Source organism: Pseudonocardia alni (assembly GCF_002813375.1).
In the GTDB taxonomy this organism is placed as follows: domain Bacteria; phylum Actinomycetota; class Actinomycetes; order Mycobacteriales; family Pseudonocardiaceae; genus Pseudonocardia; species Pseudonocardia alni.
Window position 1 is genome coordinate 4770194 of record NZ_PHUJ01000003.1, and the last position, 17739, is coordinate 4787932.

At 74.6% G+C, this 17739-nt stretch carries 20 protein-coding genes; 15 read left to right on the forward strand and 5 right to left on the reverse strand.

Annotated features, from left to right (window positions below; all coding sequences use genetic code 11):
* The first annotated feature begins 239 nt into the window (after nucleotides 1–239).
* Both ATL51_RS23485 and rsmD read left to right on the forward strand, forming a co-directional pair.
* On the forward strand, nucleotides 240–3620 hold the full coding sequence (locus ATL51_RS23485) for a pyruvate carboxylase (protein ID WP_073578209.1): 3381 nt from the start codon (nucleotides 240–242) through the stop codon (nucleotides 3618–3620).
* A 21-nt stretch (nucleotides 3621–3641) separates the two neighbouring features.
* On the forward strand, nucleotides 3642–4196 hold the full coding sequence (rsmD, locus tag ATL51_RS23490; protein ID WP_073578208.1) for a 16S rRNA (guanine(966)-N(2))-methyltransferase RsmD: 555 nt from the start codon (nucleotides 3642–3644) through the stop codon (nucleotides 4194–4196).
* 7 nt (nucleotides 4197–4203) lie between these two features.
* Here rsmD and ATL51_RS23495 read toward each other — a convergent pair whose 3' ends face one another.
* Genes ATL51_RS23495 through ATL51_RS23505 form a run of 3 tightly spaced genes read right to left on the reverse strand, consistent with a single transcriptional unit; the run spans nucleotide 4204 to nucleotide 5545 of the window.
* A complete protein-coding gene (locus ATL51_RS23495) occupies nucleotides 4204–4872 on the reverse strand; it encodes an HAD family hydrolase (protein WP_073578207.1) in 669 nt (222 codons plus the stop codon).
* Entirely contained in the window at nucleotides 4869–5318 is a 450-nt protein-coding gene (locus ATL51_RS23500; RefSeq protein ID WP_073578206.1) for a PTS sugar transporter subunit IIA, read from the reverse strand. The genes ATL51_RS23495 and ATL51_RS23500 overlap by 4 nt, the downstream gene beginning before the upstream one ends.
* Nucleotides 5315–5545, reverse strand: a complete 231-nt coding sequence (locus ATL51_RS23505) for a glucose PTS transporter subunit EIIB (protein WP_073578205.1) — start codon at nucleotides 5543–5545, stop codon at nucleotides 5315–5317. The genes ATL51_RS23500 and ATL51_RS23505 overlap by 4 nt, the downstream gene beginning before the upstream one ends.
* A 167-nt stretch (nucleotides 5546–5712) precedes the next feature.
* Between ATL51_RS23505 and ATL51_RS23510 the strand changes: the two genes are divergently transcribed.
* Genes ATL51_RS23510 through ATL51_RS23540 form a run of 7 tightly spaced genes read left to right on the forward strand, consistent with a single transcriptional unit; the run spans nucleotide 5713 to nucleotide 11284 of the window.
* Nucleotides 5713–6972 (forward strand): PTS transporter subunit EIIC, encoded by a 1260-nt coding sequence (locus tag ATL51_RS23510; protein ID WP_073578204.1) that lies wholly within the window; start codon nucleotides 5713–5715, stop codon nucleotides 6970–6972.
* 26 nt (nucleotides 6973–6998) lie between these two features.
* Nucleotides 6999–7265, forward strand: a complete 267-nt coding sequence (locus ATL51_RS23515) for an HPr family phosphocarrier protein (protein WP_062404348.1) — start codon at nucleotides 6999–7001, stop codon at nucleotides 7263–7265.
* Nucleotides 7265–8425 carry an N-acetylglucosamine-6-phosphate deacetylase gene (locus tag ATL51_RS23520; protein WP_100879964.1) on the forward strand — a complete coding sequence of 387 codons (1161 nt, stop codon included), beginning with the start codon at nucleotides 7265–7267 and terminating at the stop codon, nucleotides 8423–8425. The genes ATL51_RS23515 and ATL51_RS23520 overlap by 1 nt, the downstream gene beginning before the upstream one ends.
* A complete protein-coding gene (locus ATL51_RS23525) occupies nucleotides 8425–9204 on the forward strand; it encodes a glucosamine-6-phosphate deaminase (RefSeq protein ID WP_073578202.1) in 780 nt (259 codons plus the stop codon). Before ATL51_RS23520 ends, ATL51_RS23525 begins: the two co-directional genes overlap by 1 nt.
* 8 nt (nucleotides 9205–9212) lie before the next feature.
* Nucleotides 9213–9959 carry a GntR family transcriptional regulator gene (locus ATL51_RS23530; protein ID WP_301549157.1) on the forward strand — a complete coding sequence of 249 codons (747 nt, stop codon included), beginning with the start codon at nucleotides 9213–9215 and terminating at the stop codon, nucleotides 9957–9959.
* A gap of 30 nt (nucleotides 9960–9989) precedes the next feature.
* Nucleotides 9990–10472, forward strand: coding sequence for a pantetheine-phosphate adenylyltransferase (gene coaD / locus ATL51_RS23535; RefSeq protein ID WP_073578201.1), 483 nt, complete (start codon nucleotides 9990–9992; stop codon nucleotides 10470–10472).
* A gap of 59 nt (nucleotides 10473–10531) precedes the next feature.
* A complete protein-coding gene (locus tag ATL51_RS23540; RefSeq protein WP_100879965.1) occupies nucleotides 10532–11284 on the forward strand; it encodes a DivIVA domain-containing protein in 753 nt (250 codons plus the stop codon).
* A 46-nt stretch (nucleotides 11285–11330) separates the two neighbouring features.
* Here ATL51_RS23540 and ATL51_RS23545 read toward each other — a convergent pair whose 3' ends face one another.
* Together ATL51_RS23545 and ATL51_RS23550 are read right to left on the reverse strand one after the other, a co-directional pair.
* A complete protein-coding gene (locus tag ATL51_RS23545; protein ID WP_157818498.1) occupies nucleotides 11331–12530 on the reverse strand; it encodes an MFS transporter in 1200 nt (399 codons plus the stop codon).
* A 191-nt stretch (nucleotides 12531–12721) separates the two neighbouring features.
* Nucleotides 12722–13219: a VOC family protein gene (locus ATL51_RS23550; protein ID WP_100879967.1), complete on the reverse strand. Its 498-nt coding sequence runs from the start codon at nucleotides 13217–13219 to the stop codon at nucleotides 12722–12724.
* A gap of 62 nt (nucleotides 13220–13281) precedes the next feature.
* Between ATL51_RS23550 and ATL51_RS23555 the strand changes: the two genes are divergently transcribed.
* The 6 genes from ATL51_RS23555 to mutM all read left to right on the forward strand — a co-directional run bounded on the left by ATL51_RS23555 (nucleotide 13282) and on the right by mutM (nucleotide 17732).
* Nucleotides 13282–14049 carry an AraC family transcriptional regulator gene (locus ATL51_RS23555; protein WP_100879968.1) on the forward strand — a complete coding sequence of 256 codons (768 nt, stop codon included), beginning with the start codon at nucleotides 13282–13284 and terminating at the stop codon, nucleotides 14047–14049.
* 105 nt (nucleotides 14050–14154) lie between these two features.
* Nucleotides 14155–15234: a MinD/ParA family ATP-binding protein gene (locus ATL51_RS23560; protein WP_301549158.1), complete on the forward strand. Its 1080-nt coding sequence runs from the start codon at nucleotides 14155–14157 to the stop codon at nucleotides 15232–15234.
* Between the two features lie 26 nt (nucleotides 15235–15260).
* Complete coding sequence (locus ATL51_RS23565; protein WP_062400972.1) at nucleotides 15261–15836, forward strand: YceD family protein; 576 nt, start codon at nucleotides 15261–15263, stop codon at nucleotides 15834–15836.
* A 70-nt stretch (nucleotides 15837–15906) separates the two neighbouring features.
* Nucleotides 15907–16089 (forward strand): 50S ribosomal protein L32, encoded by a 183-nt coding sequence (rpmF, locus tag ATL51_RS23570; protein ID WP_020626225.1) that lies wholly within the window; start codon nucleotides 15907–15909, stop codon nucleotides 16087–16089.
* An 8-nt stretch (nucleotides 16090–16097) separates the two neighbouring features.
* Nucleotides 16098–16847, forward strand: coding sequence for a ribonuclease III (rnc, locus tag ATL51_RS23575; protein ID WP_073578197.1), 750 nt, complete (start codon nucleotides 16098–16100; stop codon nucleotides 16845–16847).
* Nucleotides 16848–16853: 6 nt separating this feature from the next.
* Complete coding sequence (mutM, locus tag ATL51_RS23580) at nucleotides 16854–17732, forward strand: bifunctional DNA-formamidopyrimidine glycosylase/DNA-(apurinic or apyrimidinic site) lyase (RefSeq protein WP_100879969.1); 879 nt, start codon at nucleotides 16854–16856, stop codon at nucleotides 17730–17732.
* Nucleotides 17733–17739: the final 7 nt, after the last annotated feature.

Here is a 17739-nt window from a genome sequence, read left to right on the forward strand (position 1 = left end):
CGGTACCCGCCCCACGGTGCCCGAGGTGTCCGGATCTCGCCACGCACCGGCCCCGCGACGGCACGTCGTGCCACGCCACCGGGCACCACCGGCACGGCGGGACCGGACGACGTCCCGCTGTGTGGGCACCCTGTCCCGAGCAGTGGTCGGGACCTGGCCGGTCGTGTCAGGATCACGCGTCCGTCGCGCGGGAACCCCCGCCGCCACGGGCGTCGTCGCCGATCGTGATGAGGAGAACGATGTTCCGCAAGGTGCTGGTGGCCAACCGGGGCGAGATCGCCATCCGGGCGTTCCGGGCCGCGTTCGAGCTGGGTGTCTCGACGGTGGCGGTGTTCCCGTACGAGGACCGCAACTCGCTGCACCGCGCGAAGGCCGACGAGTCCTACCAGATCGGGGAGCCGGGGCATCCGGTCCGCGCCTACCTGTCGGTGGAGGAGGTCATCCGGGCGGCGAAGAAGGCCGGCGCGGACGCGGTCTACCCCGGCTACGGCTTCATGTCGGAGAACCCCGATCTGGCCCGCGCCTGCGCCGAGGAGGGCATCACCTTCGTCGGGCCGCCGACAGAGGTCCTGCACCTGACGGGCAACAAGTTCCGCGCCGTCGCCGCCGCCCGGGAGGCGGGCGTGCCGGTACTGGAGTCCTCCGAGCCGTCCTCGGACGTCGAGGAGCTGCTCGCGGCGGCCGAGGACATCGACTTCCCGATCTTCGTCAAGGCGGTCGCCGGGGGTGGTGGACGCGGGATGCGCCGGGTCACCGAGCCCGGCGACCTGCGTGACGCGATCGAGGCCGCGAGCCGGGAGGCGGAGTCCGCGTTCGGCGACGGCACCGTGTTCCTGGAGCAGGCCGTGGTCAACCCGCGGCACATCGAGGTCCAGATCCTGGCCGACGCCGACGGCAACGTCGTGCACCTGTTCGAGCGCGACTGCTCGGTGCAGCGCCGCCACCAGAAGGTCGTCGAGATCGCCCCGGCCCCGAACCTGGACCCGGGGCTGCGGGACCGGATCTGCGCCGACGCGGTGAACTTCGCGCGGACGATCGGCTACGTCAACGCGGGGACCGTGGAGTTCCTGCTCGACGAGCGCGGCAAGCACCACTTCATCGAGATGAACCCGCGCATCCAGGTCGAGCACACCGTCACCGAGCAGGTCACCGACCGCGACCTGGTCATCGCCCAGCTGCGGATCGCCTCGGGCATGACGCTGCCCGAGCTGCGGCTGACCCAGGACGACATCACCCTCACCGGTGCGGCGATGCAGACCCGCATCACCACCGAGGACCCGGCCAACGAGTTCCGGCCCGACGTCGGCACGCTGTCGGTCTACCGCTCCCCGGGCGGCCCGGGCGTGCGGCTGGACGGCGGCACCGTGCACGTCGGTGCCGAGGTCTCCGCGCACTTCGACTCGATGCTGGTCAAGCTGACCTGTCACGGCCACGACTTCGCCAACGCCGCCCGGCGCGCCCGTCGCGCGCTGGCCGAGTTCCGGATCCGTGGCGTGGCGACGAACCTGCCGTTCCTCGCCGCCGTGCTGGAGGACGAGGACTTCAAGCAGGGCCGGGTCACCACCAGCTTCATCGAGGAGCGCCCGCACCTGCTCAAGGCCCGCCCGTCGGCCGACCGCGGCTCGCGCATCCTGCAGTACCTGGGCGAGGTCACGGTCAACAAGCCGAACGGCGACCGGCCGCTGGTCGTGGAGCCGGTCGACAAGCTGCCCGCCGGCGTCGACCTGGAGACGCCCGCGCCGGACGGCTCGGCGCAGCTGTTGCGCGAGCTCGGGCCCGAGGGCTTCGCGCGCCGGCTGCGTGAGCAGACCGCGGTCGCGGTCACCGACACGACGTTCCGCGACGCCCACCAGTCGCTGCTGGCGACCCGGATCCGGACCCGGGACCTGGTCGCGGTCGCGCCCTACGTCGCGCGGACCATGCCCGAGCTGCTGTCGCTGGAGTGCTGGGGCGGCGCGACCTACGACGTCGCGCTGCGCTTCCTGGCCGAGGACCCGTGGGACCGGCTCGCCGCGCTCAAGGCCGCGGCGCCGAACATCTGCACCCAGATGCTGCTGCGCGGGCGCAACACCGTCGGCTACACGCCCTACCCGACGGAGGTGACCGACGCCTTCGTGCAGGAGGCGGCGGACACCGGCATGGACATCTTCCGGATCTTCGACGCCCTCAACGACGTCTCCCAGATGCGCCCGGCCATCGACGCCGTCCGGAACACCGGCACGGCGCTGGCCGAGGTCGCGCTCTGCTACACCGCGGACCTGTCGGACCCGGGCGAGAAGCTCTACACCCTGGACTACTACCTGCGCCTGGCCGAGGAGATCGTCGACGCGGGCGCGCACGTCCTGGCGATCAAGGACATGGCCGGCCTGCTGCGCCCGCCCGCGGCGAAGAAGCTGGTCACGGCGCTGCGGGAGCGGTTCGACCTCCCCGTGCACCTGCACACCCACGACACCGCGGGCGGCCAGCTCGCGACGCTGGTCGCGGCGATCGACGCCGGGGTCGACGCCGTCGACGGCGCGGTCGCCTCGATGGCCGGCACGACCAGCCAGCCGTCGCTGTCGGCGCTGGTCGCGGCCACCGACCACACCGACCGCGCGACCGGGCTGAGCCTGACCGCGGTCGGGGACATGGAGCCGTACTGGGAGGCGGTGCGGAAGGTCTACGCGCCGTTCGAGTCCGGCCTCGCCAGCCCCACCGGACGGGTCTACCACCACGAGATCCCCGGCGGGCAGCTGTCGAACCTGCGCCAGCAGGCGATCGCGCTCGGCCTGGGCGACCGGTTCGAGCTGATCGAGGACTGCTACGCCGCCGCGGACCGGATGCTCGGCCGGCTGGTGAAGGTGACGCCGTCGTCGAAGGTCGTCGGCGACCTGGCCCTGCACCTGGTCGGGGCAGGGGTGGACGCCGCGGACTTCGAGAAGGACCCGGCGGGCTTCGACATCCCGGACTCGGTGATCGGGTTCCTGCGCGGTGAGCTGGGCTCGCCGCCCGCGGGCTGGCCGGAGCCGTTCCGGACCCGCGCGCTGGAGGGCCGCAGCCCCGAGGCGGAGAAGGCGGAGCTGTCCATCGAGGACCGTCGCGGGCTGCGGGACGAGCGTCGCCGCACGCTGAACCGGCTGCTGTTCCCCGGCCCGACCAAGGACTTCGACACCCACCGCGAGCAGTACGGCAACACCGCGGTGCTGTCGTCGAAGGACTTCTTCTACGGGCTGGAGGAGGACCTCGAGCACACCGTGGACCTGGAGCCCGGCGTCACCCTGATCATCGAGCTGGAGGCAGTCTCCGAGCCCGACGAGCGCGGCTACCGCACCCTGCTGACCACGCTCAACGGGCAGCTGCGCCCGGTGGCGGTGCGCGACGAGTCGGTCGCCACCGAGGTGAAGGCCGCGGAGAAGGCGGACAAGGACGACGACGCGCACGTCGCCGCCCCGTTCGCCGGTGTCGTGACGTTGCAGGTCGCCGAGGGCGACACCGTCGACGACGGCCAGACCGTCGCCACCATCGAGGCCATGAAGATGGAGGCGTCGATCACCGCGCACCGGGCCGGCACCGTCAAGCGGCTCGCGATCGGCACGGTCACCCAGGTCGAGGGCGGGGACCTGCTGGTCGAGCTGGACTGAGCCGCACGGCACCATGGAGCCATGACCAGGCTGATCGCGGGCACGGCGGGCGGACGACGGCTCGCCGTGCCGCCGTCGGGGACCCGGCCGACCTCCGACCGGGTCCGTGAGGCGCTGTTCTCCGCGCTCGACCACGATCCGGGTCTCGGCGGTGCCGCCGTGCTGGACGTGTGCGCCGGGTCGGGCGCGCTCGGGCTGGAGGCGCTGTCCCGGGGCGCGACCGACGCGGTGTTCATCGAGTCGGACAAGCGGGCCGCGGGGGTGCTGCGGCGCAACCTGGCCGCGGTCGGGCTCGGCGGGTCGGTCGTCACCGGGCGGGCCGGGACGGTGCTGGCCGGGCCCGCGCCGCGGGCGTTCGACGTCGTGTTCGTCGACCCGCCCTACGCGGTGCCCGACGACGAGGTCGCGGGCTGGCTGACCGCCGCCACCACCCACGGCTGGCTCGCGCCCGGTGCGGCGGTCGTCGTCGAGCGGGCGAAGTCGTCGGGGGAGTTCGGCTGGCCCGCCGGGTTCACCGCGGGCCGGTCCCGCCGCTACGGCGACACCGTCCTGCACCACGGCTCGCTCGGGAGCTGAGCCCGGATCAGGCCGCCGGGCCCAGCAGCCGGCCGGGCGTCAGGTCCGGCACCGTCCGGTGTGCCCCGGCGGCGGTCAGCTCCGCGTCCCCGGCCGTCGTCCGGACCCCGACGATGGTGCCCATCCCGGCCGCGACCAGCGAGGACACCCCGGCAACGGAGTCCTCGAACGCGACGCAGCCGGCCGGGTCGGCGTCGAGGCGACGGCACGCGGTGAGGTAGCCCTCCGGGTCCGGCTTGCCGCGCACGACGTCCTCGGCGGTGACGACGAGCTCGACCAGCGGTGCCGCATCGAGCACCTCGCCCAGCACCCGGTCGGCCCAGCCGCGGCGGGCGCTCGTCACCACCGCGAGCCGGTGCCCGCGCCCGGCCAGCGACCGGAGCAGCGCGGGAGCGCCGGGGACGACGTCGACGTCGTCGGCGAGGGCGGAGCCGTGCCCGGCCAGCTGCGCGGCGAGCTCGTCGGGGTCCGCGTCGCGCCACGGCCCGTCGACCTCGCGCAGCGTGTCGGCCGCGCGGCGGCCCATGAACCGGTGCCGGTAGGTCTCGTCGTCGACCTCGGCGTCCCACTCGGCGAAGAACCGGGCCCAGGTCCGGCGGTGCACGTGCTCGCTGCGCACGAGGGTGCCGTCGAGGTCGAACACGACCGGGGCGCCGTCGGGAACGGTGCCCGTCACAGGCGGAACAGCTCGTCGCCGGCGCGGACCGTGTGCCCGGTGGGGGCGCTCACCGAGCCGGCGGGGGAGTCCAGCACGACGACCGGGCAGGTCGGCGCGAGGCCGGCCGCCCGCACGGCGGCGAGGTCCACGGTCAGCACCGGCGCGCCCCGCTCGACCGCGTCGCCCTTCGCGACGTGCGTGGTGAACCCGGCCCCGCCGAGCGAGACCGTGTCGATGCCGACGTGGACCAGGATCCCGGGGCCACCGTCGGCGGTGATCACGAAGGCGTGCGGGTGCAGCGCCGCGACGGTGCCGGCGACCGGGGCCAGCACGACCGCCTCGGTGGCGTCCGCGGGCGGCTCGACGGCCGTCCCGCCGCCGAGCAGCTCGTCGCGGAAGACCGGGTCGGGCACCCCCGCGGGGCCGACCACCGCGCCGTCGACCGGCGCGACGACGGACGTCACAGCAGGTCCCGGACGTCGTCGCAGAGGTTCTCCGCCTCCGGCCCGATCACGACCTGCACGACGGTCCCGGACCGGACCACACCGTGCGCCCCGGCGGCCTTCAACGCCGCGTCGTCGACCAGGCCGGGGTCGCCGACCTCGGTCCGGAGCCGGGTGATGCACGCCTCGATGTCGGTGATGTTCGCGGACCCGCCCAGCCCCGCCACGATGTCGTCGGCCCTGCTCATAGGAGGTCTCCCTCTGGTCGCAACTGGTTATGACCAGTGTCTTGACAGGGTGTCGTCCAGCCCGCACCCTCACTGGTTATAACCAGACCGTACCGGCTGACGCGACGGCTCCACAACGCCCGCGCACCGGCCCCGGTCGCCGACACCCTCACGAGGAGTGCGAGCCCATGAGCACCTCCACAGCGGAACCGGTACGACGACGGGCCGGGCTGGCCGGCCTGCAGCGTCTCGGCCGGAGCCTGATGCTCCCGATCGCCGTCCTGCCCGCGGCCGGCCTGCTGCTGCGCCTCGGGCAGGACGACCTGCTCGGCGGCGTCGAGGCGCTGAAGCAGCCCGCGGCCGTGCTCGCCGCGGCAGGCGGCGCGCTGTTCGACCACCTCCCGATGATCTTCGCGCTCGGCATCGCGATCGGCTGGGCGCGCCGCTCCGACGGGTCCACCGCGCTGGCCGCCCTCGTCGGCTACCTCGTGATGGACGGCGTGTTCACCGCGCTGTCCCCGGTGCTGCTGCCCGGGGTGCTCGACTCGAAGGGCGAGCAGGCCACGATCGACTTCGGGGTGCTGGGCGGCATCGTCGCGGGCCTGGTCGCGGCACTGCTGTGGCAGCGCTTCCACCGCACGACGCTGCCGACCTTCCTCGGCTTCTTCAACGGCCGCCGGCTGGTCCCGATCCTCACCGCCGTGTCGATGATGGTGATCGCGTCGGTGCTGAGCCTGGTCTACCCGGTGTTCAACGCCGGGCTGACCGGGCTGGGCAACGCGGTCGGGGAGAACGCCGTCGTCGGCGGCGGGGTCTTCGGCCTGGTCAACCGGCTGCTGCTGCCGGTCGGGCTGCACCACATCATCAACTCGGTCGTCTGGTTCCTGGTCGGCGACTTCAACGGCGTGCACGGCGACCTGTCCCGGTTCTTCGCGGGCGACCCGACCGCGGGCACCTTCATGACAGGCTTCTTCCCGATCATGATGTTCGCGCTGCCCGCCGCGGCGATGGCGATCTGGCACGAGGCCCGTCCGGAGCGGCGCAAGGTCGTCGGCGGGATCATGGTCTCGGTCGCGCTGACCTCGTTCGTCACCGGCATCACCGAGCCGCTCGAGTACGCCTTCGTCTACGTGGCGTGGCCGCTGTACCTGATCCACGCGGTGCTCACCGGCACCTCGCTGGCGCTGGTGAACGCGCTCGACATCCACAGCGGGTTCAGCTTCTCCGCAGGCGCCATCGACTACGTCCTCAACTTCGGCCAGTCCACCCGGCCACTGTGGCTGATCCCGATCGGGCTCGCCTACGCCGTCGTCTACTACGTGCTGTTCCGCTTCGTGATCCGTCGCTGGAACCTGCGCACCCCCGGCCGGGAGGACGACGAGGCCACCGGTACCACCGGCACCGACACCACCGAGACCACCGGCACCGCGGGCAAGGCCGACCGGTGACCGCCGCCGAGGAGCAGGAGAGCACCGTGCACACCCGCACCGCCGTCGTCGCGTCCCGGGTGGGGCTGCACGCCCGCCCGGCTGCGCTGTTCGCCCGCGCCGCCGCCGCCACCGGGCTGCCCGTCACCGTCGCGACCGACGGGAAGGACCCGGTCGACGCGCGCAGCGTCCTCGGGCTCATGACCCTCGGCGTCGTCTTCGGCGACGAGGTCGTGCTGCGGGCCGACGGCGACGGCGCCCCTGCTGCGCTGGACGGCCTCGTGACGCTGCTCGAGACGGACCACGACGCGTGATGCGTGACCGCGTGCTGCGCGGCACCGTCGTCACCGACGGCCGGCTGCTCCCGGACTCGGTCGTCGCGGTCGCGGGGGACCGGATCGTCGCGGTCCTCCCGGCCGCGGCGTACGACGGTCCGCTCCCGCCCGCGTCGTCGTCGCTGCTGCTGCCCGGGCTGGTCGACGTGCACGACCACGGCGGCGCCGGGCACGGCTTCCCGGACGCGACGGCGACGGGGGCGGCGGCCGCCGTCGCCCACCACCGCGCCCACGGCACGACGACGACGGTCGCCTCGCTGGTCTCCGCCCCGCCGACCGTGCTGGCGGAGCGGATCGCGACGCTGCGCCCGCTCGTCGTCGCCGGGGACCTCGCCGGGATCCACCTGGAGGGCCCGTTCCTGGCCGCCGCGCGGTGCGGCGCGCACGACCCGCGCGCGATCCTCCCGGGCGACCCCGCGCTGCTCGACGAGCTGCTCACCAAGGCGGACGGGGCCGTCGCGTCGGTGACCTACGCGCCGGAGACCGCGCACGCGGCGGACCTGCTCGCGGTGCTCGCCACGCACGGGGTGCTGCCGAGCATCGGCCACACCGACGCCGACGCCCGCACCACCGCGACCGGGATCGCACGGGCGGGCGGCGCGCCGATGAGCGCCACCCACCTGTTCAACGCGATGCCCCCGATGCACCACCGGGCGCCCGGGCCGGTCGCGGCGTGCCTGGCCGCGGCCGCCCGGGGCGAGCTCGTCGTGGAGCTCGTCGCGGACGGGGTGCACCTGTCGCCCGACACCGTCGCCGCGGTGTTCGACCTGGTCGGGCCGGACCGGGTCGCGCTGGTCACCGACGCGATGGCCGCCGCCGGGATGCCCGACGGCCGTTACCACCTGGGCACGATGCAGGTCCGGGTCGACGACGGCGTCGCCCGGATCCCGGACGGGCCCATCGCGGGCGGCACCGCGTGCCTGGTCGACGTCGTGCGCGCCACGGTGCGCGACGCGGGGGTGCGGCTGCAGGACGCGGTGCTCGCCGCGACCCGCACCCCGGCCCGGCTCCTCGGGCTCGACGGCGAGGTCGGGTCGCTGGCCCCGGGCCACCGCGCCGACGTGCTCGTCACCGACGCGGACCTGCGGCCGCAGCAGGTGCTGCGCGCCGGCCTGCCCGTCACCGACGGGGGTGCGTGATGGAGATCGTGGTCCTCGACGACCCGCGGGCCTGCGGGCGGGCGGTCGCCGACGCCGTCGCCGACGTCCTGGCCCGCGGCACCGGCCGGCCGCCGACCCTCGGGCTCGCCACCGGCAGCTCCCCGCTGCCCGCCTACGCCGAGCTGGTCCGCCGTCACCGCGACGAGGGGCTGTCCTTCGCCGGGGCCCGCGCCTTCCTGCTCGACGAGTACCTGGGCCTGCCCGCGGGGCACCCGCAGTCCTACCGCGAGGTCATCCGCCGCGAGCTCACCGACCATCTCGACATCGACCCGGCCGCGGTGCACGCCCCGGACGGCACCCGCGCGGACCCGGCCGAGGCCGCGGCGGACTACGAACGGCTGCTCGCCGCGTGCGGCCCGGTGGACCTGCAGATCCTCGGTATCGGCGGCAACGGGCACATCGGGTTCAACGAGCCCGGCTCGGCGTTCGGCTCGCGCACCCGGGTCGCGACGCTGACCGAGCGGACCCGCGCCGACAACGCCCGCTTCTTCGACCGTCCCGCGGACGTGCCGCACCGGGTGCTCACCCAGGGACCGGCCACGATCATGGAGGCCCGGCGGATCGTGCTCGTCGCGACCGGGGCGGGCAAGCGCGCGGCCGTGGCGGCGACGGTGTCCGGACCGGTCACGACCGACGTGCCCGCGACCGTGCTGCGCGACCACCCGCGCTGCACGCTCGTGCTCGACCGGGCGGCCGCCGGGGAGCGGGCCGGGCCCGTCGCGACCGGACAGGTCGGCGCACCGGGACGGGGGCGGTAGTGGCTACGGTGGACAGCACCATGAACGGCGAGGTCCGGATCGGCGACGGGGTCGTGCCCAAGCACGAACAGCTCCGCATCCTGCTCGCGGAGACGATCGCGCGGGACTTCGCACCGGGCGACGCCTTCCCCAGCGAGCGCCGGCTGTGCCTGGACCACGGCGTGAGCCGGGTGACGGTGCGGGCCGCCGTCGGCGAGCTGGAGCGCGACGGGCTGCTGACCCGGGTCCGTGGCAAGGGCACCTACGTCGCCGCCCGCACCGCGCGCTCCCGGCTGCACCTCGCGTCCTTCCACGACGACATGCGCAGGCTCGGGCTGACCCCGACCACGGTCGTCCTCGAGGTCGCGCTCACCACCGGACCGCCGGAGGCCGTCCGCGCGCTCGGCCAGGGGCCCGACGGCCGGTGCTGGCACCTGCGGCGGCTGCGGGTCGCCGACGGGGTGCCGATGTCGATCGACGACGCCTGGTACGACGCCGAACAGGTCCCCGACCTCGACGTCCACGACCTCAGCGGCTCGGTCTACGGGATCCTGCAGGAGCACTACCGGCTCCCCATCGACCGCGCCGAGCAGACCGTCGCCGCCCAGCAGGCCGACGAGGCCTCGGCGGTCCTGCTCGGGATCCCCGCCGGGCGCCCGATCCTGGTGTTCGACCGGACCTCCAGCTCCGGCGACCGGCCGGTCGAGTACACCGTGTCGCGCTACCGGGGTGACCGCTACGAGCTGCACATGTCGCTGGACCGCAGCTGGGCCTGACCGGTGATCACCGGCTGATAGGTTCCGGCCATGCCCGAGGTCCGTCGCGCCGTCTGCCCCGGTTCCTACGACCCGCCGACGGTCGGTCACCTCGACGTCATCGCCCGCACCGCGGCGCTGTTCGACGAGGTGTTCGTCGCGATCCTGGTGAACCCCCGCAAGGAGGGGCTGTTCTCCGTCGACGAGCGTGTCGCGATGCTCACCGAGATCACCGCGGACCTGCCGGGCGTGCGGGTCGAGTCGTTCCAGGGTCTGGTCGTCGACTACTGCCGCGAGCGCGGCGCCCAGGCGATGGTCAAGGGCCTGCGCGGGGCGACGGACTACGACTACGAGCTCCCGATGGCGCACATGAACCGGCACCTGACCGGGGTCGAGACGCTGTTCCTGCCCGGTGCGCCCGGTCAGGTCTACGTGTCGAGCTCGCTGGTCAAGGAGGTCGCCCGCGGCGGCGGCGACGTCACCGCGTTCCTCCCGCCGAGCGTGCACACCCGGCTGCTGGACCGGCTCGCCTGACACGCGGGAGCGGCGCCCAATAACGGGTCCGCGCCCGCGACGGTGAGAGGATCCGTCTCGTGTACCGGGTCTTCGAGTCGCTGGACGCGCTGGTGACGATCGTCGAGGAGGCGCGCAGCGTCCCGATGACGTCGAACTGCGTGGTCCCGCGCGGCGACGTGCTGGAGCTCCTCGACGACGTCCGCGAGGCGATCCCGGGCGAGATGGACGACGCCCAGGACGTGCTCGACCGGCGCGACGACGTCGTGTCCGAGGCCGAGCGCGAGGCGGAGGAGACCCGGACCGCGGCGAACGCCGAGGCCGAGGAGACGCTGCAGAACGCGCGCACCGAGGCCGAGCGGCTCGTCGCCGAGGCGCAGGAGGAGGCCGGGCGCACCCTGGCCGAGGCCCGCCACGAGGCGGAGCGCGCGGTCGCCGAGGGCCGCCGCCAGTACGCCGAGGTCACCGACCGGGCCCGGGACGAGGCCGAGCGGATGAGCCACGCCGGCCGGGCCGCGCACGACCGGCTCATCGCCGACGGGCAGAACGAGCAGACCCGGCTGGTGTCCCAGACCGAGGTCGTCCGTTCCGCGCACGCCGAGGCAGGCCGGATCGTCGACGGCGCGCACGCCGAGGCCGACCGGCTGCGCCGGGAGTGCGACGACTACGTCGACACCACCCTGGGCGAGCTGGAGACCACCCTGAACAACGCGCTCGGCGTCGTCGGGCGCGGGCGCAGCCAGATCTGGCGCGGCCAGTACGGCCCGAACTACGGCGGCGGACGGCCCCCGGAGCAGGGCCGCACCGGCACCGGGATGGACCTCATCGACTGACGGCCGTGGCGGCTCGCGCAGTCCCGGCCGGGCGCCGACGCGGCGCTCACCCCGGATCCACCGAGCTGCGGAGCCGGAGCGCGGCCCCGGCGGCGCCCACGACCGACATCACCACGACCACACCGCACAGGACCGACGCCACCGGCGCCAGGCCCCACACGTCGACCGCCGCCCCCGCCAGCAGGCTCGCCACGGCGGCCGCGAGGTAGCAGTACAGGTAGACCGCGGCGAGGGTGCCGGCGCGCGTGCCCTCCGGGCTCCGGTCGAGCAGGACCCGGATCGCGCCGGCGAACGCGACGCCGAACCCGGCCCCGGCCGCGACCGCGGAGGCGAGGTAGGCGGCGAAGCTCCCGAGGGTGATCGCGCCGACGAAGCCGGCGGTGCCGGCCGCCAGCACGACGGCCCCGCCGGTCAGTGCGCGTGCGGCGGGCAGCCGGGCGGCCACGAGCCCCGCCGCCGGTCCCGCGAGGTGGTAGACGGCGACGGCCAGGGCGCCGCTGAACAGGTCGTCGCGGCCCAGTACGGAGGCCGCGAGCGACGGGGCCAGCGCCTGGGTGAACCCGCCGAGGACGTAGGTCGCCGCGACGACGACACACACCATCGGGAACAGCCGGCGCGCGGCGCGGGGTACCCGGACCTCCGGCCGCAGCGACCGCAGCGCCCCGGGCCGCCGGGCCGCGGTCTCCGGCAGCAGGGCGAGCGCCGCGGCGGCCACGACGAGCAGTCCCGCCGCGACGACGAAGGACCGGACGGGTGCACCGTCCGGCGCGAGCTGCACCGCGGCTCCGGAGGCGAGCGCGCCGAGCGCGATGCCGCCCGGCGGCGCGCCGCTCGTGATCGCCCCGGCCAGCCCGGGACGCGCCGGAGGCGCCAGGTCGACGACGTAGCCGCCGAGCGCGGCCAGCGCGAGCCCCACCGACACCCCCTGGACCGCCCGCCCGATGATCAACGGTGCGGACGAGTCGACGGTGGCGAGGACCAGGCACGCCACCGCGCCGACGATCAGCGCGGGCACCGCCACCCGGCGCCGGCCCACGTGGTCGGACAGGCTGCCGCAGCACAGCAGGGCGACCAGCAGCGGCACGACGTAGACGGCGAACGCGCCGGTGAGCGCGACCGTCGAGATGCCGTAGGACCGCTGGTAGACGACGTAGAGCGGTGCCGGCACCCCGGCCGCGGCGCAGACCACCACGAAGGACACCGATGCCGTCGCGAAGGCCGGCGGGAACGATCGGGACCGGAACACCGGTCTCAGGTCGCCGGGACGACGGACAGCAGAGCAGCGAAGATCACCGTCCGAGACTAGGCGCTCCGCAACGATGTCCAGGAGCACAGGGGCGTCGGCACACCGTCCGACGACCGGCCCCCGCAGCGCGACGCCGGCCGGCCCCGTCCCCGACGTCCACCGCCGCCGGCGCCGACCGGGCCGCTGCGTCCTCAGCCCTGCTGCGCCGCCCACTCCTCGACCCGGCGCCCGCTCTCCTCCGGCGACAGGTCCTCCACCCGGGTCATCACCGCCCACCGCACCCCGTACGGGTCGACGACCGAGCCGAACCGGTCCCCGGACACGAACGTCGAGACCGGCTCGCGCACCGTCGACCCGGCCTCCGCCAGCGTCGCGACGGCCGCGTCCACGTCGGGTACGTACACCGCGAGCGACAGCGACACCGGGTGGTCGCCCGCCGGGGCGGCGACGAGGCCGTGGTCGGGCATCGCGTCGGAGACGGTGAACCGGCCGGCCGCCAGCTCCAGCTCGGCGTGCCCGACCATCCCGCCCATCTCGGTGACCGAGAGCACCCGGGCCCCGAAGGCGGCGCAGTAGAGTTCGATCGCCGCGCGGGCGGGCGATGCCACCAGGTGCGGGGTGAGCGAGGTGACCCCGTGCGGACGGCCGTCGGTGGTGTGGGCGCCGGTGACGCTGCTCGTGAGCTCCATACGACGACTCTCCCCGCCCCGCGACGGCGCGGATTGAACATTGCCGACAGGGGGGTTGGTCGATGACCGTCGAGTCGCGCGGACACCTGAACCCGGGTGCCCCCGAGGTCACGCTCGACCGGGCGCCCATCGGGCTCGACGACCTCGTCCGGTGGGTGTGGACCGCCCGCTGGGACCTCCCGCCGGGGCGCACGGTGCGCCAGCGGGTGCTGCAGTACCCGGCGTTCAACCTCGTCACCGACCCGGTCACCGCGACGCTGCACGGGCCGCGCACCGGCGTCGACGTCCGGGAGCTGGCCGGGCGGTCCTGGGTCGTCGGCGTCCTGCTGCGGCCCGGCGCGACCCCGCTGTTCACGGCCACCGCACCCGCCGCGCTGCGCGGGACCGCCGAAAAGGTCCGCGGCGCGCCGGTGGCGGAGCTCACCGCGGCCGTGGCGGCCGGCGACCCGGCCGCGACGGTGCGGGACTGGCTCGCCCCGCTGGCGGACCGGGTCACCGACGCCGGACGCCTGGTCAACCGGGCCTGCGCGTTGGCCGAGTCCCGCGCCGACGTCCTGCGCGCCGACCAGCTCGCCGAGCTCGTCGGTGTCGCACCGCGGACCCTGGAACGCCTGGTCCGCGGCCACATCGGACTGACCCCGCTGTGGCTGATCGAGTGCCGTCGCCTGCAGCACGCCGCCGCGGTACTCCGGACCGACCCGGGCACCGCACTGGCCGGGCTGGCCGCCGATCTCGGCTACGCCGACCAGGCCCACTTCACCCGTCGCTACCGGGCGGTGCTCGGCGAGACGCCCGGCGCGACCCGGCAGGCGGCCCGCGCGGCCGGGTGATCACGGGTACTGCTGCGACGCAAGGTGCTTCACCACGCGCAGTTGCTGTGGTCGGATACGCCGGACGCAGGAATCCAGGTCACCCGCCGTACTACCCTCCCGCGCATGGCACGCCGGCCCGAACCCGACCCGACGACCTGGTGGGCACGCTACGGGCACCGGCTGGAAGGACCCCCTGTGACGAACCCGGCGCAGCCCCCGGCTCCCGAGGTCCCGCGTCCCGAGCTCCCACGTTCCGAGGCCCCGCGCGGGAACCCCGGGGCGGCCGCGGCGGACCTGCGTGAGGACACCATGCTGCGCGCGCGGCCCGACCGGCCGCGCACCGGCTGGCGGCGCGCGCTCTACGACGTCACCGGCGGCCGTGTGAACCCCGGCCCGAGCGACGCCGAGGAGCTCCGCTCCGGGCTGCTGGCCCGGGTCCGCGCGCCGCTGGCCGGGGCGCACCGGGTGGCGGTCATGTCGGTCAAGGGCGGCGTCGGCAAGACCACGGTCGCGGCCTGCCTCGGACAGGCGCTGGCCGAGCACCGCGGGGACCGGGCCGTCGTCCTCGACGCCAACCCCGACGCCGGCACGCTCGCCGACCGCCTCACCGGCGACTCCCGGATCACCGTCCGCGAGCTGCTGAACGATCTGGACTCGGTCGGCACCTGGACCGACGTGTCCCGCTACACGAGCCTCGCCGGGCGCCTGCAGGTCCTGGCCTCGGAGCAGGACCCCGCCTCGGGCGAGGCGTTCTCCCGCGACGAGTACGAGCGCGTGGTCGACCTCCTGGGCCGCTTCTTCAACATCATCATCACCGATTCCGGCACCGGGATGGTGCACTCCACGATGCAGGGCACCCTCGCGCGCGCCGACTCGGTCGTCGTGGTCGGGGCCCCGACCGTCGACGGCGCGGGCCGGGCCAGCAAGACGCTGGACTGGCTGGTCGCGCACGGCCACGGCGACCTCGTCCGCGACGCGGTGGTCGTGCTGTCCTGCGACCGGCGCAGCGCCGAGGTCGACGCCGCGCGGATCCGCGAGCACTTCGCCCAGCGGGTGCGCGGCGTCGTCGAGGTCCCGCACGACCCGCACCTGGCCACCGGCGGCCGGGTCGACCCGGCCCGGCTCCGCCCGGCGACCGCGGACGCGTTCCTGGAGCTGGGCGCCCTGGTCGCCGACGCGTTCGACGTGCGACGACGCGACTGAACGGGCCGCGTACGCTGGTCCGTGAGATGAACACCGCGCGCAGCCAGAACCGTCCCGACGACAACCCCTGGGTCCTCTCCACCCGTGAGCTGGCCCGCCGCCCCGGTAACCAGCGCACCGTGGCCCGTACGGTCCCCGCGCCGTCGGGCGACGCCGAGATCGGCCTGACCGGGGTGATCACCGTCCCCGGCGGGTCCGACGTCGAGCTCGACGTGTCCCTGGAGTCGGTGACCGAGGGCGTCTACGTCTCCGGCACGGCCGATGCCCGGCTGGCGGGGGAGTGCTCGCGCTGCCTGGAGCCGATCGGTGAGGACGTGCAGGTCCGGATCGGCGAGCTGTTCGCCTACCCGGACTCGGTCACCGAGGAGACCACCGACGCCGACGAGATCCCGCGCCTGGTCGACGAGCGCATCGACCTCACCCAGACCGTGCGCGACGCGATCGTCACCGAGCTCCCGATGGCGCCCCTGTGCCGCGAGGACTGCCCCGGTCTGTGCGTCGAGTGCGGCGAGAGGTGGGCCGATCTCCCGTCGGATCACGGGCATGAGACACTGGATCCTCGTTGGGCGGCGCTCCGTGAGCGTCTGCCCTCCACCGACTGAGCGGCGGCTCCACGTGAGCCCGCTCCCCGGTGGGCAGACCTGATCGTTCGAAGTACCGAGGAGTGTCATCATGGCCGTTCCCAAGCGCCGGATGTCGCGGTCGAACACGCGTGCGCGCCGGTCGCAGTGGAAGGCCACTGCGCCGACCCTGGTCGCCTGCTCGAACCGCGCCTGCCGTGAGCCGAAGCTGCAGCACATCGCCTGCCCGACCTGTGGGCAGTACGACGGCCGTCAGGTCACCAGCCCGGCCTGATCGCAGCAGTGGGCGACAAGAGCGTGACCGGTCCGGTGACGGACCGGTCACCTCTGCTGTCCGCACTCGGTGTGGACCTGGACGAGGCGCTGCTCACGCTGGCGCTCACCCACCGGTCCTACGCCTACGAGCACGGCGGTCTGCCGACCAACGAGCGCCTGGAGTTCCTGGGCGACTCGGTGCTGTCGATCGTGATCACCGAGCGGCTCTACCGGGACCACCCGGACCTGCCCGAGGGGCAGCTGGCGAAGCTGCGCGCGAGCGTGGTCAACATGCACGCGCTCGCCACCGTCGCGGTGGCGCTGCCGACGCCGGACGACGGGCCGCACGGCCTCGGCGCGTACCTGTACCTGGGGCGCGGTGAGGAGCTGACCGGTGGCCGGTCGAAGGCCAGCATTCTGGCCGACGCCACCGAGGCGCTGCTCGGCGCGGTGTATCTCGCGCACGGCCTCGAGCCGTCCCGCGAGCTGATCCACCGGCTGTTCGCGGACCTGCTGCACAGTGCCCCGCTGCTCGGTGCGGGCCTGGACTGGAAGACCAGCCTGCAGGAGCTCACCGCCGCCGGCGGGCACGGCGTGCCCGAGTACCGGATCGACGAGGAGGGCCCGGACCACCTGAAGGTGTTCACCGCGACGGCCGTCGTCGGGGGTCGCGACCTCGGCAGCGGTGAGGGGCGCACCAAGAAGGAGGCCGAGCAGAAGGCGGCCGAGATCGCCTGGCACGCGCTGTCCGACGAGAGTGCCGGCTCCGGGCGGTAGCCGTCGATGCCGGAACTGCCCGAGGTCGAGGTCGTCCGCCGCGGCCTCGCCGACCACGTGCTGGACCGGCGGATCGCCCGCGTCGAGGTGCTGCATCCGCGCGCGGTACGCCGGCATCCGACCGGCGCGGACGACTTCACCGGCCGGCTGACCGGTCGCACGCTGTCCGCGGCGGCGCGGCGCGGCAAGTACCTCTGGCTGGAGCTGGACACCGCGGGCCCCGGCGACGACGCACTGCTCGCGCACCTGGGGATGTCCGGGCAGATGCTCGTGGAGCCCCCGGACGCGCCCGACGAGAAGCACCTGCGGGTCCGTGTCCGGTTCGACGACGACGGCCCCGAGCTCCGCTTCGTCGACCAGCGCACCTTCGGCGGGCTGTCGGTGCACCCGCTCGCCGCGGCCGCGGGCGGCGGCCTGGTGCCCGAGCCGGTCGCGCACATCGCGCGCGACCCGATGGACCCGGCGTTCTCGGCCGACGACGCCGTCGCGGCGCTGCGTCGCCGTCGCACCGAGGTCAAGCGGGCGCTTCTCGACCAGACCGTCGTCTCCGGGATCGGCAACATCTACGCCGACGAGGCGCTCTGGCGGGCCCGGCTCCACGGCACCCGGCCCACCGGGAAACTCACCCGGGCCCAGGGTCACGCCGTCCTCGACGCCGCGACGACCGTCATGCACGAGGCGCTCGCCCAGGGCGGGACCTCCTTCGACGCGCTGTACGTCAACGTCAACGGCGCCTCGGGCTACTTCGACCGCTCCCTGAACGTCTACGGCCAGGCGGACCGGGCGTGCCGTCGCTGCGGCACCCCGATCCGCCGGGACGCGTTCATGAACCGCTCGTCGTTCACCTGCCCGCGGTGCCAGCCGGCGCCGCGGCCGCGTCGCTGAGCGACGC

Excerpts from the sequence above, each read along its gene's own strand:
- ATL51_RS23485 (WP_073578209.1), top strand. The coding sequence starts at position 240 with ATGTTCCGCAAGGTGCTGGTGGCCAACCGGGGCGAGATCGCCATCCGG.
- rsmD (WP_073578208.1), top strand. The coding sequence starts at position 3,642 with ATGACCAGGCTGATCGCGGGCACGGCGGGCGGACGACGGCTCGCCGTG.
- ATL51_RS23505 (WP_073578205.1), bottom strand. The coding sequence starts at position 5,545 with ATGAGCAGGGCCGACGACATCGTGGCGGGGCTGGGCGGGTCCGCGAAC.
- ATL51_RS23510 (WP_073578204.1), top strand. The coding sequence starts at position 5,713 with ATGAGCACCTCCACAGCGGAACCGGTACGACGACGGGCCGGGCTGGCC.
- ATL51_RS23520 (WP_100879964.1), top strand. The coding sequence starts at position 7,265 with ATGCGTGACCGCGTGCTGCGCGGCACCGTCGTCACCGACGGCCGGCTG.
- ATL51_RS23525 (WP_073578202.1), top strand. The coding sequence starts at position 8,425 with ATGGAGATCGTGGTCCTCGACGACCCGCGGGCCTGCGGGCGGGCGGTC.
- coaD (WP_073578201.1), top strand. The coding sequence starts at position 9,990 with ATGCCCGAGGTCCGTCGCGCCGTCTGCCCCGGTTCCTACGACCCGCCG.
- ATL51_RS23550 (WP_100879967.1), bottom strand. The coding sequence starts at position 13,219 with ATGGAGCTCACGAGCAGCGTCACCGGCGCCCACACCACCGACGGCCGT.
- ATL51_RS23555 (WP_100879968.1), top strand. The coding sequence starts at position 13,282 with ATGACCGTCGAGTCGCGCGGACACCTGAACCCGGGTGCCCCCGAGGTC.
- ATL51_RS23560 (WP_301549158.1), top strand. The coding sequence starts at position 14,155 with ATGGCACGCCGGCCCGAACCCGACCCGACGACCTGGTGGGCACGCTAC.
- ATL51_RS23565 (WP_062400972.1), top strand. The coding sequence starts at position 15,261 with ATGAACACCGCGCGCAGCCAGAACCGTCCCGACGACAACCCCTGGGTC.
- rpmF (WP_020626225.1), top strand. The coding sequence starts at position 15,907 with ATGGCCGTTCCCAAGCGCCGGATGTCGCGGTCGAACACGCGTGCGCGC.
- mutM (WP_100879969.1), top strand. The coding sequence starts at position 16,854 with ATGCCGGAACTGCCCGAGGTCGAGGTCGTCCGCCGCGGCCTCGCCGAC.